This window comes from Bradyrhizobium sp. MOS001, assembly GCF_004634465.1.
GTDB lineage: Bacteria > Pseudomonadota > Alphaproteobacteria > Rhizobiales > Xanthobacteraceae > Bradyrhizobium > Bradyrhizobium barranii.
In genome coordinates, this window is the sequence record NZ_SPVJ01000011.1 from 163,024 (window position 1) to 178,052 (window position 15,029).

At 58.8% G+C, this 15,029-nt stretch carries 13 protein-coding genes; 11 read left to right on the forward strand and 2 right to left on the reverse strand.

Annotated elements, in window-relative coordinates; all coding sequences use genetic code 11:
• Positions 1 to 35 precede the first annotated feature (35 nt).
• The 3 genes from CT676_RS17550 to CT676_RS17560 are packed head-to-tail and all read left to right on the forward strand — an operon-like array spanning position 36 to position 3,207.
• Positions 36 to 1,031: an NAD-dependent epimerase/dehydratase family protein gene (locus tag CT676_RS17550; RefSeq protein ID WP_205124603.1), complete on the forward strand. Its 996-nt coding sequence runs from the start codon at positions 36 to 38 to the stop codon at positions 1,029 to 1,031.
• A complete protein-coding gene (locus CT676_RS17555) occupies positions 1,028 to 2,167 on the forward strand; it encodes a DegT/DnrJ/EryC1/StrS family aminotransferase (RefSeq protein ID WP_193560888.1) in 1,140 nt (379 codons plus the stop codon). The genes CT676_RS17550 and CT676_RS17555 overlap by 4 nt, the downstream gene beginning before the upstream one ends.
• Positions 2,164 to 3,207, forward strand: coding sequence for a glycosyltransferase (locus tag CT676_RS17560; protein ID WP_135215042.1), 1,044 nt, complete (start codon positions 2,164 to 2,166; stop codon positions 3,205 to 3,207). Before CT676_RS17555 ends, CT676_RS17560 begins: the two co-directional genes overlap by 4 nt.
• A 278-nt stretch (positions 3,208 to 3,485) precedes the next feature.
• On the opposite strand, the gene CT676_RS17565 is transcribed toward CT676_RS17560, so the two are convergent.
• Entirely contained in the window at positions 3,486 to 4,346 is an 861-nt protein-coding gene (locus CT676_RS17565; protein WP_205124599.1) for a 2OG-Fe(II) oxygenase, read from the reverse strand.
• A 688-nt stretch (positions 4,347 to 5,034) separates the two neighbouring features.
• Here CT676_RS17565 and CT676_RS17570 point away from each other — a divergent pair.
• The 3 genes from CT676_RS17570 (at position 5,035) to CT676_RS17580 (ending at position 7,997) form a co-directional block, all read left to right on the forward strand.
• Complete coding sequence (locus CT676_RS17570) at positions 5,035 to 6,231, forward strand: O-antigen ligase family protein (protein WP_167768073.1); 1,197 nt, start codon at positions 5,035 to 5,037, stop codon at positions 6,229 to 6,231.
• A gap of 7 nt (positions 6,232 to 6,238) precedes the next feature.
• Complete coding sequence (locus tag CT676_RS17575) at positions 6,239 to 6,937, forward strand: DapH/DapD/GlmU-related protein (protein ID WP_205124600.1); 699 nt, start codon at positions 6,239 to 6,241, stop codon at positions 6,935 to 6,937.
• Between the two features lie 115 nt (positions 6,938 to 7,052).
• On the forward strand, positions 7,053 to 7,997 hold the full coding sequence (locus CT676_RS17580; protein ID WP_135215044.1) for a hypothetical protein: 945 nt from the start codon (positions 7,053 to 7,055) through the stop codon (positions 7,995 to 7,997).
• 33 nt (positions 7,998 to 8,030) lie between these two features.
• Here CT676_RS17580 and CT676_RS17585 read toward each other — a convergent pair whose 3' ends face one another.
• Positions 8,031 to 9,089, reverse strand: coding sequence for a glycosyltransferase family 1 protein (locus CT676_RS17585; protein ID WP_225004951.1), 1,059 nt, complete (start codon positions 9,087 to 9,089; stop codon positions 8,031 to 8,033).
• A gap of 785 nt (positions 9,090 to 9,874) precedes the next feature.
• Here CT676_RS17585 and CT676_RS17590 point away from each other — a divergent pair.
• The 5 genes from CT676_RS17590 to CT676_RS17610 are packed head-to-tail and all read left to right on the forward strand — an operon-like array spanning position 9,875 to position 14,786.
• Entirely contained in the window at positions 9,875 to 10,684 is an 810-nt protein-coding gene (locus tag CT676_RS17590) for a polysaccharide deacetylase family protein (RefSeq protein WP_167768074.1), read from the forward strand.
• A complete protein-coding gene (locus tag CT676_RS17595; RefSeq protein WP_228411354.1) occupies positions 10,681 to 11,661 on the forward strand; it encodes a hypothetical protein in 981 nt (326 codons plus the stop codon). The genes CT676_RS17590 and CT676_RS17595 overlap by 4 nt, the downstream gene beginning before the upstream one ends.
• A gap of 20 nt (positions 11,662 to 11,681) precedes the next feature.
• Positions 11,682 to 13,289, forward strand: coding sequence for an acyl-CoA ligase (AMP-forming), exosortase A system-associated (locus CT676_RS17600; RefSeq protein ID WP_135215046.1), 1,608 nt, complete (start codon positions 11,682 to 11,684; stop codon positions 13,287 to 13,289).
• Positions 13,268 to 14,491, forward strand: a complete 1,224-nt coding sequence (locus CT676_RS17605) for a pyridoxal-dependent decarboxylase, exosortase A system-associated (RefSeq protein ID WP_135215047.1) — start codon at positions 13,268 to 13,270, stop codon at positions 14,489 to 14,491. The genes CT676_RS17600 and CT676_RS17605 overlap by 22 nt, the downstream gene beginning before the upstream one ends.
• Positions 14,492 to 14,513: 22 nt before the next feature.
• A complete protein-coding gene (locus CT676_RS17610; protein WP_135215048.1) occupies positions 14,514 to 14,786 on the forward strand; it encodes an acyl carrier protein in 273 nt (90 codons plus the stop codon).
• The last annotated feature ends 243 nt before the right edge of the window (positions 14,787 to 15,029 follow it).

Sequence of the window (15,029 nt, forward strand, 5' to 3'; positions counted from 1 at the left end):
CAATAACTCAACAAAGGGAGAGCGGCTTGGCTGATCTGAAGGGGAAACGAATTCTGGTCACTGGCGGCGCCGGATTCATCGGCTCACATATCGTTGACCTCCTATGCGACGAGAATTGCATCGAGATCGTCGCGTTCGACAACATGATCAGAGGGCGACCGGAGAATCTCCAGCGGGCGATGAGCCGCGGACCGGTCCGCATGGTCCAGGGCGATATACGGGACCGCAAGCTGATGGCATCGCTCGTACAGGCGGCCGATATCGTCTTCCACCAGGCGGCCTTGCGCATCACCCATTGCGCCGCCGAGCCGCGCCTTGCCAAGGAAGTTATGGTCGACGCCACCTTCGACCTGCTCGAATTGTGCGTCAAACACAACATCGAGAAGGTCATCGCCGCCTCCTCGGCATCCGTCTACGGCATGGCGGAGGCGTTTCCGACCACCGAGCGGCAAAACCCCTACGACAACCGCACCCTTTATGGAGCCGCCAAGGCCTTCAATGAAGGGCTGCTCCGCTCCTTCAACGACATGCATGGGCTCGACTATGTCGCGTTCCGATACTTCAACGTCTACGGCGAGCGGATGGATATCCACGGCCGCTACACCGAAGTGTTGATCCGCTGGATGGAGCGGCTCGAAGCGGGGCTGCCGCCGATCATATTCGGTGACGGCCAGCAGACCATGGATTTCGTCCACGTTCGCGACGTCGCGCGCGCCAATATTCTCGGAGCCCGGTCTCGGGTCACAGATGACGTCTTCAATATCGCCAGTGGAACCGAAACCAGCCTGGTGCAGCTCGCGAATGCGCTTGCTTCGGTGATGGGCCATCGCAACCTGACGCCTGAGTTCGCGCCGGAGCGCTCGATTAATCCCGTGCCGCGCCGGCTGGCATCGACGGAAAAGGCCGAGCAAAAGCTCGGTTTCCGAGCCTCCGTTCCGCTCGAACAGGGCCTCGCCGATCTTGTGAAATGGTGGCGCGCCGAATACGCGTCGACCTCTGCCGCCCGCCAGCAAGATGCGGTCGTCTCGTGATCCCGATTGCGCTGCCACTCCTCGCCGACGAAGAGGCCGAAGCTGCCCGGGAGGCCGTGCTTTCCGGTTGGGTTTCGCAAGGCCCCCAAGTCGCAGCTTTCGAACGCGACTTTGCGACGCTGGTCGGCGCGCCCCATGCGTGCGCCGTTTCCAACTGCACGACCGCCTTGCACCTTGCTCTGGTCGCACTCGATATAGGACCCGGCGACGAGGTCATCACGGTCAGCCATTCCTTTATCGCGACCGCCAATTGCGTCAGATATTGCGGAGCCACCCCTGTCTTCGTCGACATCGACCCGGACACCTACAACATCGATCCAGAGCGCGTGGCCGAGGCGATCACGACCAGCACCCGCGCGATCATCGCCGTGCACCAAATGGGGATGCCCTGCGACCTCGCAGCGCTCGTTGCGATCGCCGATCGCCACGGCCTTGCCTTGATCGAAGACGCCGCCTGCGCAGCCGGCAGTCAGATCCAGGTAAACGGCAGCTGGGATCGAATTGGTAAGCCCTATGGCCGGATTGCATGCTTCTCCTTCCACCCCCGCAAGGTGATCACGACCGGCGAAGGCGGGATGCTCACCACCTCGGATCCCGAGCTCGACCGCAAATTCAGGCTCCTGCGCCAGCACGGCATGAGCGTCCCGGACACGGTGCGGCACGGGTCCCCCCAGGTCATCTTCGAAGATTATCTTGCCGTTGGCTTCAACTACCGGATGACTGACATCCAGGCCGCGGTCGGACGCAAGCAGCTCACCAGGCTGCCAGACATCGTAGCCCGCCGGCGGACCCTCGCCGCGCGCTATTCGGAATTGCTCGGCAACGTCGAGGGCCTGAGCCTGCCGTTCGAGCCGGAATGGGCCCGCTCCAACTGGCAAAGCTATTGTGTACGCCTGCCGAGCAACGTGGACCAACGGACGGTGATGCAGAAATTGCTCGATCGAGGCATCGCCACCCGCCGTGGCATTATGTGTTCGCACCGGGAGCCGCCCTACTCGAACGCCAAGCAACGCCATGAGCTGCATCAGTCCGAACTCGCGCAAGATCGCGCAATCCTGTTACCGATCTACGCACAAATGAAGGACGAAGACCTCGAGCTGGTGGCCAGCACGCTCCGCGCCGAGGTCAGCCAATGACAAAGGAGACGTCCTTCAGCGTTGTCATCCCCTGCTATAATTATGCGCATTATCTCAAGGGGTGCGTTGAGAGCGTTCTTTCCCAAGGCGTCAAGGTACAGGTGATCATCATCGATGATTGCTCGACCGATGAAACTCCCGCGGTGGGCACCTCGCTGGCGAACGATGCCAGGGTGACATTCATTCGCCACGGGATCAATCAGGGCCACATCAAGACCTACAACGAGGGACTGGCCCTCGCGACCGAAGACTACACCGCTCTGATATCGGCCGACGATCTCCTCACGCCTGGCGCACTAAAGCGGGCCCAAGCAGTTCTTGATGACCACCCGGAAGTCGGCATGGTCTATGGACATGCGCCATACTTCCAATCGAACGACAAGCTGCCGCAGGCCCGTACCGGCAAGCCGCGGGTCGATATCTGGGATGGCCGGGACTGGATTGCTCAGCGCTGCAAGTCCGCGACGTCGTGCATCTCGTCCCCCGAGGTCATCGTCCGCACGTCGCTCCAGCGGCAGCTCGGGGGCTATCGCGAGGATCTTCCTCATGCCGGCGACCTGGAGATGTGGCTGCGATTTGCAGCGCACTCATCGATCGCCTATTTGGCCGAAGTGGACCAAGCATACTATCGCAGGCACGTTGCCAGCATGCAGTCAACCCAGTTCAACTCCAAGATCGCAGATCTCAGGCAGAGGCGAGCCGCATTCGAAGCCGTCTTTCAAGTGCACGGACATAAGATCAGCGACATGGAAGAACTGCGGCAGATGGCGCTGCGGGCTCTGGCCAAGGAAGCCCTCTGGCTCGCCTGCTGGTCCTACGATCGTCGTCGCGTTCATCATATTTGCGTCGATGATCTGCAGGCCTTCGCCGAGGAGACTTATCCGAGTGCCCATGCTCTCGGTGAATATTGGGGCTTACAATGGCGCCGGCGTCTGGGGACGCGGTGGCCGCCGATTCTGCAACCAATCATGCCAAGCGGCTATATTCATTGGGTGAAACACAAGATGCTCTGGCGACGTCATCGCCTGCGCGGCGTATAGAGGTCGTCGTCCACTTCAGGTCTGATATCGACTTGCATCAACACTCGGATGAGGCGAGAACCGGGCTCGGCGCGTGATGGAGTCCGGCAAGATCGAAAATGAGGATCAAGGACAACGGCGCCCGGCTGACCAGGTCCGCTATCCTGACATGATCGATCAGAAGCGCGCGTAACGCCGTCGTTCGCCATCACCTGCCATTCGCGCCATGTGCTGGCGCTACGCGATGTCGGGAGCCGCGGCCGGCCCCCGACGCATGATCGGCCGGCAGGCAGATCACCCTACTTCTTCCTGAACAACCGGGGAACCTGCCAGACAATTGGTGGAACGAAGGGCTTCATCACATCAAGCACACTACGTCGACGGACTTCGTTGGGACGCATTTTGAATATCGTCGTATGCTCGTCCGACTTCTCCTCCTCGGGACGGCCATTCGTATAGTAATACAACGCAATCGACCGGCGATACTTTCCCTTTGGACTTGTCAGCGGATCAGGATGGCCGTGATAAGCCGTGTCGGTCGTTGTAAAGACGACGATGCGGTTGGCGATGGGGAAATACGCCTTCTCCTTTGACTTAACGTCCTTGTCCCAAAGCTCGAGGGCCCCGCCCCACTCCTCTTGCCAGTCGTAATTAAGGTACACTAACAGATTGAGCCGGCGATCGAGTCTGAGCTCTCGATGCGTATTGAAATCCGCATGGATGCCGAGACGCCCTCCTCGCGGGATCATGTGCAGGCCACCTCCCGACAGATATGGATCGGGTATCAGGCCCTGGATACCCGTAAGCTTCTCCAGAAACCCAACGAAGACGCGCGAATTCAACGCATTGACGAATTGCTGAATGTAAGGGGGAAAGTCCTCCAACCGATTCAGACCAAGCTTTTGCTCTTCGTAAGCTCCAGCATCGAGGAACTTCCGATCCCAAGATGCATCAAATTCGCCGGGATAGTTCGCAACCACAGTCCTGATAATATTCTCGTCAAAAAAACCATCGATCCCAATATGTGGGAAAGGTTGATTGTCGCGATATTGCTGGGCCCACTGCTCGCTGTGCTCCGCCATCTTCTTCATGGGAAGAAGCGATTTGACACCGAGAGGCTCCGTGTCGACGGACACCACGCGCTGGGCAAGACTGACCATGACCTTCTCCGACAACTGATCTTAACATCTTCAATTAAACTCCGTTATTATCAATTATCAAGGTTTAATTTCTATTATTATTCCATAAATCATTAATCAGCCTCGACAGCGAGACATTTGAGCGGCATACTGAATTTTATCAATATTTTCCATGTGCATAGCCTTACATCACCGCGCCAAACGATTTTGACGAGCTATTTAGAAATCACGAATTTTGAAATAGAGGAATTTTGCCGCAATGCGTCAAAACCAGGAAACCAACGTCTCACAAGCGATCCATTCGGGCAAAATTGGCAGTCACGACTGCACCGGACGTCAAGCTCCCCTATGCGAGACCCGCGTCGAACATTGCGAACTCGCAAGGACCATTCTCTGGCGCCAGCTTGAGAGGCCTGGGATCCAAGAGCAATCAACCGAATAGCAACTTGTGCATTCAGCGTACATTGGGCTGGATATGGTCTCGGAAACTTCGCGCTAGGGTTTGGTCATTGGTCTCCAGATGGCAGGCACAGCAGGATTTGCAGTAAGACATCAACGCTCAGTACTGTCAGGAGCAGGGGGCGCCCTTGCACCACGCAACTTCCCTTTGCAGACAAGCCGACCAGCCTGGATCCGACCACCTTGGGCTGTGGTCGCTTTCCTGGTCGGATTGGCCGTCCCATGGATCATTCCTCTGGGACCGATGAACTTGTCAGCTTATCGACTCGTTCTCCTGGCAACCCTGCTGCCCTGTCTCTTGAGTTGGGTACGCGGCGCGCTAGGCTTCAGACTTCCGGATCTTGCGCTTCTTTTTTACTCTGTTTGGACTGCAGCTTCCCTGTTTGCTGCACATGATGGCTCTTCTGCCACTCAAACGTCTGGCATCTTTTTTATAGAAACGATGGGAGCCTACCTCCTCGCGCGCCGCTATGTTCGCGATGCCGCTGACTTCAGAGGAATGGTCTTAACAATAGCGATCGTTGTTTTGGCCCTGTCACCGTTTGCTGTCTACGAATGGATCACAGGAAACAAGCCGCTCTTATCGACGTTGAGCGTCGTTTTTCCGACCGTCGAAGTTACGATGATGGTTCCCCGGTGGGGCTTTTGGCGGGTTCAGGGACCGTTTAGTCATTCGATCGAATTTGGCCTTTTTTGCACCAGCACCGTAGCCTTGACCCACCTCGCTTGGGGGCATGGCAGCAACTTTGCTTCACGATGGCTCCTGACCGTGATGGTGGCGGCCACCGCCTTCTTGTCGATGTCGTCGGCGCCGATCTCATGTCTCGTATTCCAAGTCGTGCTGATGGCATATGCCGGGCTTCTTCGGCGCAATAGCAGCAAGTGGATGATACTCTGGAGTATCGTCGCCGTAGGCGTCTTGGCTGCCCAGTTTGGCTCCAATCAAGGAGCGGCCAAGTTCTTCATCTCGCACTTCACGTTCGATCCTCAGACCGGGTGGTACCGTGTCGCGATCTGGGATTACGGAAGTGCCTCGGTGCTTAATCATCCATTGCTTGGAATAGGTCTGGCAGATTGGGAGCGGCCTAGGTGGATGGCATCTGACAGTGTGGACAACTTCTGGCTATTGACCGCCATGAGGCACGGGATTCCCGCCCTCGTCCTGCTGCTGGGATCCTGTATTTACACGATGGTTGCGGTCACTAACGCTAAGAGCGCAGACAGAACGGTCGAGATTTGCCGTGTGGCATACTTGATTTCCCTCATCACATTCTTGTTCGTGGGCATCACTATTCACTTTTCGCACGGAATTTATGCGTGGTTCATGTTCGTCCTGGGAAGTGGTGCATGGTTGATGGACACCAAAGAACCTCGATCGGCAATGACGACTGATGGCAATCTGCTGTCGCGCAGGAAGACCGGCCAGCAGCCCCAGAGGTGGAATTGATCGGTAGATGGCGAAGCGCATCATCAACGCCCCGACTTACGTCCGTAAACAATCTGTAACGGCATCCGAGGGGGTTCGACCGGTGACGACGCAAGACGTTGCGGAGGCCGCGCTTCATGCTTACGACGACGGAGCGCTGCGCGGTGCCTTCGATTTACTTCAGATGGACGCGTGTCGTTGGATCCGTCCCGAGGATGTTGCCAATAGGAGCGAGCTCACACCCCTGTTGCTCCTCAAGCTGCTCTTTCGGCATCCCCCTCTGCGAGCGATGGCGTGGTTCCGGCTTGCCACACTAATGCATCGCCGGAAGGTGAAGTTGCTGCCTGGCATTCTGAAGCGTCGCCTGCTGAGACTTTACGGACTTGAGTTGGTGCCGGGCGCGAGGATCGGGGGAGGACTGTACATCGCCCATCCGGTCGGTTGCGTGATCGTCGTGGAATCCATGGGCACGAATGTTTCAATTATGGGTAGTGTGACGTTGGGCCGCCTTAAGCCGTTGCGCTGGCCGACCGTAGGGGACAACGTGTTCTTCGGGGCCGGATGTCGCGTGCTGGGACCCATCGAGATCGGCTCAAGCGCGACGGTGGGCGCCAACGCCGTCGTCCTGACCGACATTCCATCCGGGGCGATCGCGGTTGGTGTTCCGGCACGGATACTGACACAAGATTGTGACGCTGCCGACAAATACAGATGCTCGCATGGCTGATCGCAACGGGCCCAGAGCGGGGGTCGACACGCACAGACGCCGAGGGACGGCGCCGACGGGTCCTAATCCGATTCCACGCTCCCGGCGGTCTGGTCAGTTCAAGAGGAGGAACAGGATGTTTGCCATTGCAGCCCGCACGGCAGACCGTCTCCACGGCCGCACTGCACGGACGATAGGCGCGGGCATCGCGGCAACGATCTTAATGCTCACCTCCGCAGCAATCGGTGAAGAAGTGCCTGCTCGGCCGCAGGCCAGAACTTCATTTCCAGGTCCGTCGACGACCGGCGTGCCCCTCGATTGGAAGCCGGCCACAACCTACACCAGGACAGTACGGATCTCGAAGCGCGGCGCCGTGTTGGAGGATGTGCGGCTAGTGAACGCCGACCTCATCATCGCTGCCGACGATGTTACAGTGCGGCGGGTCGAAATCCAGGGCGGTCATATCCTCAACGAGACAAACGGCAAGTGCAACAACGGGCTCCTCCTTGAGGATGTCTCTCTCGTGCGTGCGCCAGGCCAGACGACGACTGACGCCGACGCGCCCGCGGTAGCGACCGGTGGATACATAGCACGTCGCGTGAAGATCGATGGGCTGCCGGAAGGCTTCCGCGTTGGCGGGCGGTCCCGTGGCTGCGCGGCCGTCAGGATCGAGGACAGCTACGTCAAGGTCACCTCTCCTGAGATGTGTCGCGACTGGCACGGCGACGGGATCCAGGGCTATGACGGAGCGGCGCTGACAGTCCGCAATGTGACGCTGCATATGGTCGAAGTTGGTACATGCGGTGGCACCGCCCCCTTCTTCTATCCACACAGCCAGGGTAATGAATCCGTCGAAATTGACGGGCTGCTTGTTCAAGGAGGCGGCGCACCTTTTCGACTAGGAACGCCGGGCTCAGTGCTTGGTCTGCGCATCGTCCAAGGCTCGTGGGGATATCGCCCGATCGACGTGAGGTGCTCGGCAGTCAACGGATGGGATGCGCAGATAGTGACTATCGACGCGTCGAACCAACAGGCAACGATCGTACGCACGCAACCCTGCAACACTGACGGGGGGAGCTGAGAGGTTCGGCCCGCCGGGCACAAGGCGGCGGTGCTAATCGACCGTCGCGAGACAGCTTTCCAGGACTTGCGTTTGCCGTGACGCGTTCAAGGCTCGCCTGAAAGCCGCGTCGACTGCCGCTGCTGCATCGTCCCACGTCGTTGATTTGACGCTCTCCGCAGCGATCTGTGACAGAGCATTGAAATCGGCCATCTGCATGAGGTCTTCCAAAGCCGAAGCCAAGGCGTGAGGAGTTGGAGATGTGTAGCGGACGTACGGATTGTCGAGCACGATGCGATTGTGCTCGGCATCATTGACGACCGGAACGCAACCTGCGGCGAGCATTTCATGCGGAACCAGGGACACATTGGTAAAAGACAAGCAGATTCCCGCGAAACACTGATTATATATCTCGTTGAGCTTGGCTGGGCTCACCAAGCCATGGTTGATGCAGTTGAAGGTCAGGCCCTCCAACTTCTCACCAAACAAATGTATCTGGGCATGGGGTTGCCGTTTGGCGAATAGCTCGAGAGCTAACAGCCCGAGCTCGGTCCCGCGCCGGGGCGTTCCGGTTCTCACATAAAATGCGACTCCTGAACGTCGGGACACCGGGTCACGATGGTAGCGTGACGTATCACAGCCGAACGGAAAATGGTCCGCATCCATGCCGTACTCACGCGAGAGCTTTTGCGCCAGCCACGCTCCCGCTGTGATGCCATGGAATCCCATTCGGTAAGTATTCTCTGCGATCACGCTGTACGCGCCGACAGGCTCGAAATATGGTTCGAAGTCCTGGACAAAATAGAAACGCTTCCCGGCACAGGCCGCATTGAACGCGACATAGGCAGTTGGCCAACTTGTCGCGACCACCGCGTCAGCGTCCGGCATTCCATTGCGAATATCACTTATCGGACACGTCAGCCCGTAGTGTTCGCGCGCGACGCCCTCGAAATACTTCTGGTCGGCGCCATGAATGTGATAGAAAAAGATCCGATTGTCGTACCCGGCTTTGTCAAGATACTTGATGATCCTAAAACAGGTTGTATGGCCTCCGGATCCGGGTCCCGTCGGCGTCGTCACCCAGTTAATTGAAATCGGTTCACCCGATCTCATTCTGGGTATCGATCTTGGGAGGGGTCGACTGAGGTCGGCGGCCAAGATGTCTTCGGGCAGCACAGGCCAGGCAATTCGCTTGGGGCGCATCCACGTTGCGGCTGCGGTTCTGACCCGTTCAGCGAGTCCCTGGTGGCCTTCTGCCAACAAGATATTCGTCAGCTGCCGCCCGCGACGAGCTAGCTGGATTCGAGCGGAACTTAGAGGTGACCTTGCCATAGCCTTCATGCCGCTTTTATTACCGCGTGGCGCGCGCCGTACTTTGCAAGGCCACGGATCAAATCATAATATTGCACAATAAACTTTGAAATAGATTAGGACATCACCGATATCGCGCAACGTAATTCGCGCTTAACTGACACGCCGGCGATCAACCTCGCTGCAGTCAAGCCACTTTACTCGAAAAATCCCTTGCACAGCCAAACGCTTGGAGTTACGAAAACCAAGAATTCGATTATTATGGTAAATACGCTTATATTAAAATTTAACTCGCGTGTATTTATTTATTTTGATATAATTTCAATTGTCAAACGAGCATATAGTGGATGGCCGGAGTGTGGACGAACTCTCTACCAGGTAGCTGGATCGGCCTGACCGCAGTGCCCAGCTCAAATACCGGTCTAGGCGGAAGTGTACAGCCGGCTCGCGCTGAAGCCCCGCCCGCTGGGCCCGCCCGGAAGCCGCCGCTGGTCAGGCGTGACATCTCAGTCGGTCCAAGCGCCAAGCGCACAACGAAGCTAACAATCAGCCTGCTCTATTATCTGGCGCGAGGACTGTCACGATTTGTGCTGGGACTAGCAGGACGTTCGCCGGCCCCCAAGCTGGTCATCCTCTACTATCACGGCATACCCGACGCCTATCGATCGAATTTCGTACGCCAATTGGAGTCGATCCGACGCAAGGCTCAGGTCTCACCGGCATCGCACCGTGGGAGCTTGCCTTCGGGTAAAGCCAACGTCGCGATTACATTTGACGACGCGTATGTCAGCGTCGCCAAGAATGCTTTGCCGGCGCTTACCGCACGCGGGTTTCATTCGACAATTTTTGTTCCAACCGGCACGTTGGGCGGGCCTCCACCTTGGTCGATGGAAGATGGCAGCCCCGACTCCATCGAGACTGTGATGTCGGCCGAACAGATCGCAACGCTGCCATCGGCGCTTGTCACCGTTGGGGCTCACTCCCGCACCCACCCTCGCCTCTCGCGTTTGGCTCCTGGAGATGCCCGGGAAGAGATCGAGGGCTCGCGTCACGAGCTTGAAGACCTGACGACACAAGATGTTCGTCTATTCGCCCTTCCTTACGGCGATCATGATTCCTCAACGATCGATCTGTGCAGAACGGCTGGCTATGAAGCCGTCTTCACCACCACCCCCGCCCCCGTGGATACGACTGGTTCTGACTTGGTCAGAGGGCGCGTGAAGGTTGATCCGTTCGACGGGCGTCTGGAGTTTTTTCTGAAGTACAACGGCGCCTATGCCTGGGCGCCATACCTTTCCGCATTGAAGAGGAGGCTGAAGAACCACAGATCATTTTCGGCGGATCAGAAATCTGCTCTCAGACCGTTCGTAACCTACAGGCGACCCAAGCAGTCATGAACCAGCCGCCCCGTTCATCGACGACCAGCAAGCTCCACAGTTTTCGAGATATTCCCACGCAGCTGCAGCAGTCCGAAGTGATGCATCCGCTAAACAGTTCGATGTCGAACAAATCGGCGGCCGCGGCAGTGATCCATCCTATCACCTTCGCGGATGTACCAGCGGTGGCGAAGTTTCTGCATGCCGAGCTGAATACGCGCATCACAAGCGCCGAGTGGGAGGCCGCAATCACCCCGCCATGGAGGTGCAGCCCGCCAAACCATGGCTTCCTGCTGCGTGCAGGCGAACGGATCGTCGGCGCTTATCTGGCGTTCTATTCCGAGCGGAGAATAGATGGCCAAACCGAGCGGTTCTGCAATCTTGCCGCCTGGTGCGTGCTTGACGAATACCGAACGCGCAGCGTGTTGTTGCTCAACGCACTGCTCGCGCAGAAGGGCTACCATTTCACTGATCTCTCGCCGAGCGGAAACGTGATACCGCTCAATCTCCGGCTGAAGTTCTCCCACCTGGATGCGACGACCGCCCTTGTCCCGAATCTGCCATTTCCGCTCGTATCACAGCGGGTGCGCGTCATCTCCGAGCCGCAGGAAATCGAGCGTACTCTGCATGATCGCGACCTGGAGATCTATCGCGACCACGCGCGCGCGGCTGCGGCACATCATATCGTGGTCGTTGAAGGCAATTCGACCTGCTACGTCATGTTCCGCAGGGTCCGGCGCAAGAACCTTCCAGTGTTTGCTGCGATCTTGTACGTCGGCAATCGAAAGCTGTTTCACAAGGTCGCAATGTACGTCGCGCGCCATCTGCTGCTTCGCCACGGGATCCTGGCGACGCTGACGGAGCTGCGCGTCGTAGGCGATCGCCCGAGGCGATCGATCATGCTGAAGTCGCCGAGACCAAAAATGTTTCGGAGCGCGACCTTGCGCCCGGAGCAGATCGACGACCTCTATAGTGAACTCACCTGCGTAACGTGGTGAACGGAACAGGCGGGTCGGACATGGGTCAAACGATGATACGGACGAGTTTGCATCACCTGCTCCAACATCGCGCCGCCTCACATCCAGAGGCGCCGGCGCTGACATATAGAAGCACGACCTTGAGCTACGCGGAGTTGTGGCAGCAGGCTTGCTCAGTGGCCGCAAAGCTCGCCAGCCACGGCCTCGAGCGGGAGCAGCGCGTGGCGGTGTTTCTGGAGAAGCGTATCGAGACGGTCGCGGCAATATTCGGCACTTCCGCAGCCGGCGGGACCTTCGTGCCAATCAATCCCCTTCTGCGTGCTCACCAGATCGCACACATCCTCGCCGACAGTGGCGCGCGCGTGCTGGTTACCTCCTCCGAACGGCTGGAGTTCCTTGGCGATGCGCTTAGCACGAGCCCTAGTGTCGAGCACATCCTGCTCGTTGACGCCGGACCGCACAATATCTCGCGTAACATAGGAGCGGCGATCCACCGCTGGCCGCAGTCGTCTGCTTCTGAAGATCAGGGCCCGACAGGAAACGCCGCCATTGATCTCGATATGGCTGCGATCCTCTACACGTCGGGCAGCACGGGCAAACCCAAAGGCGTCGTGCTCAGTCACCGAAACCTGATCGTTGGCGCCGAGAGCGTGAGCCAATATCTTGGGAACAATGCCAACGACGTCATCCTGGCCGCTCTGCCATTAAGCTTCGATGCCGGATTTAGCCAACTCACCACCGCCTTCAGCGTCGGTGCGCACGTGGTGCTCATGAACTACCTCCTGCCCGGCGACGTCGCGCGGCTCTGCGCCCGGCATGGCGTCACAGGCCTGACCTGTGTGCCGCCGCTGTGGATCCAGATCGCCGAGCAGGACTGGTCCCCCGAGGCCACGCGAACCATGCGATACTTCGCAAACACCGGCGGGAAGATGCCCAAGCCTGTCCTTGACAAGCTGCGGGCCCACTTCCCGCAAGCCAAGCCGTATCTGATGTACGGCCTGACCGAAGCATTCCGCTCCACCTACCTCGAGCCAGCGGAGATCGATCGCCGGCCCGGCTCCATCGGCAAAGCGATTCCGAATGCCGAGATCCTCGTGGTTCGGCCCGACGGCACCAGGTGCGATCCGGGTGAAGAAGGTGAGCTGGTTCACCGCGGCGCCCTAGTTGCGATGGGTTACTGGAACGACCCGGAGCGCACGGCCGCACGATTCCGGCCGGCGCCGGGACGGGATGCCTCATGGCGAACGCCCGAGATCGCAGTCTGGTCCGGCGACGCCGTGGTGACCGACGACGAGGGCTTCCTTTACTTCGTCGGACGCAAGGACGAGATGATCAAGACCTCCGGCTACCGAATAAGCCCGACCGAAATCGAGGATGAGGCCTACGCGACCGGGCTCGTTCGCGATGCGGTGGCGCTCGGCGTGGAGGATGGCAATCTTGGCCAGCGCATCCTGCTTGTCGCGAGCCCTACTGGAGCGAATGGCACCGATCATACCGCCATCATCGCCGCAATGAAGCGCAGATTGCCGCTCTACATGGTGCCCTCGGCCGTCATCATCCGGGATGAAATCCCGCGATCGCCAAATGGCAAGTTCGACCGCGCCATGCTGAGAAAGGAGTTTGCCTCTTGGCCCTGCGACCAACCATAGCCGCGTTTGGCCAGATCGAGGGTCAACTCGCCGTCGGTGGCGTCCCACTCACTCGGCTGGCCGAGCGGGTCGGCTCCACGCCGTTCTTCGCGTATGATCGCGCGTTGCTCACCGATCGGGTCAAACTGCTCAGGTCAACGCTACCGCGGCGCATCAAGTTGAGCTACGCAATCAAGGCCAATCCAATGCCTGCGGTGGCGCAGCATCTCGCGACGCTGGTGGACGCCTTCGACGTCGCGTCGGCATCCGAGATGCGAACGGCGCTCGACACGCCGATGCGCCCGGCCAATGTCAGTTTTGCCGGCCCCGGCAAGAACGAGGCAAGCATAGCGCAGGCCGTTGCCTCGGGTGTCATCATCGAAATCGAATCGGCCACCGAGGTTGCGCGAGTCATCAAGGCCGGCGAGCGGCTAGGGGTGCGCCCGCGGATCGCAGTCCGCGTGAACCCGGACTTCGAGGTGAAGGGTTCAGGTATGCGCATGGGCGGGGGTCCGCAGCAGTTCGGCATCGATGCCGAAAAGGTGCCATCTCTGCTCGCCGACATCGCGGCCGCGGACGTCGAGTTTCTGGGATTCCATGTCTTCGCCGGGTCCCAGAACTTGAGCGCAGATCTCATTTGCTCGGCGCAACGCCGCACAGTTGATCTCATTCTGGAGTTGGCCCGGAAGTCGCCGCCGATCCGCTACGTTAACCTCGGCGGCGGATTCGGCATTCCCTATTTTGACAAGGATCACCCGTTGGAGCTGTCGGCCATCGCCGGCAACCTCGCGGAGCTACTCGAGACTGCCATCGAGCCACAGTTGCCCGAGGCACGAGTGGTCATCGAGCTCGGCCGCTACATTGTCGGCGAGTGCGGCGTCTACGTCACCCGCGTCGTCGATCGCAAGGAGTCGCGGGGACGCCAATACCTGGTGGTCGACGGCGGACTGCACCATCAACTCGCCGCGTCCGGCAATTTTGGACAGGTGATCCGGCGAAATTATCCGATCGCGGTCGGTAACCGGCTTGGCAATGAAGCCGAGGAAGTTGTGAACGTCGTCGGCTGTCTGTGCACCCCGCTGGATTTGCTCGGGGACAACGTCAGCTTGCCGCGAGCCGAAATTGGCGATTTGATCGTTCTGTTTCAGGCCGGCGCCTACGGGTTAACAGCCAGCCCCACTGCTTTCCTTGGACACCCGCCGCCGGTTGAAGTGCTTGTATAGGCTTGAGCAATTGGAGAACAAAATGAATATTGATGATCGCACGTTTGAAGCCGTCAAAGCCGTTATCGTGAAGACGCTCGGCATCGAGGACCGGGCCAGCACGCTCGACGCGTCGACGCCCCTGTTCGGCAGCATGCCCGAGCTTGATTCCTTTGCCGTGGTCGTACTGCTGACTTCGCTCGAGGAGCAGTTCGGCTTCGAAGTCGATGGCAGCGAGTTCAGCGGTGAGATTTTTGAGACCGTGGGCTCCCTTGCGGAGTTCGTCAGGATGAGGACGCCCCTGCCGGTCCACTAAACCAAGCGGCCGATCGTCTCTCACCTGCCCTGATCGCGACGGTCAAGCGCCAACCAACTACAGGCATCCGCTCGAAGTCTTCCCCCGCAAGAAACTGTCAATGCCATGTTGACGGTTTCTGCTGCGGCAGGCGTGCACTTATGAGTAAGCGTCGTTCTCAGGCCACGGCTTTGAGGTCGTGACGGCAATAGGCCCACGGAAGCAGCTCATCGATGTTGCTGTTTGGATGGCCGTTGACGATCC

Excerpts from the sequence above, each read along its gene's own strand:
- CT676_RS17560 (WP_135215042.1), top strand. The coding sequence starts at position 2,164 with ATGACAAAGGAGACGTCCTTCAGCGTTGTCATCCCCTGCTATAATTAT.
- CT676_RS17565 (WP_205124599.1), bottom strand. The coding sequence starts at position 4,346 with ATGGTCAGTCTTGCCCAGCGCGTGGTGTCCGTCGACACGGAGCCTCTC.
- CT676_RS17575 (WP_205124600.1), top strand. The coding sequence starts at position 6,239 with ATGGCGAAGCGCATCATCAACGCCCCGACTTACGTCCGTAAACAATCT.
- CT676_RS17580 (WP_135215044.1), top strand. The coding sequence starts at position 7,053 with ATGTTTGCCATTGCAGCCCGCACGGCAGACCGTCTCCACGGCCGCACT.
- CT676_RS17585 (WP_225004951.1), bottom strand. The coding sequence starts at position 9,089 with ATGAGATCGGGTGAACCGATTTCAATTAACTGGGTGACGACGCCGACG.
- CT676_RS17595 (WP_228411354.1), top strand. The coding sequence starts at position 10,681 with ATGAACCAGCCGCCCCGTTCATCGACGACCAGCAAGCTCCACAGTTTT.
- CT676_RS17600 (WP_135215046.1), top strand. The coding sequence starts at position 11,682 with ATGGGTCAAACGATGATACGGACGAGTTTGCATCACCTGCTCCAACAT.
- CT676_RS17610 (WP_135215048.1), top strand. The coding sequence starts at position 14,514 with ATGAATATTGATGATCGCACGTTTGAAGCCGTCAAAGCCGTTATCGTG.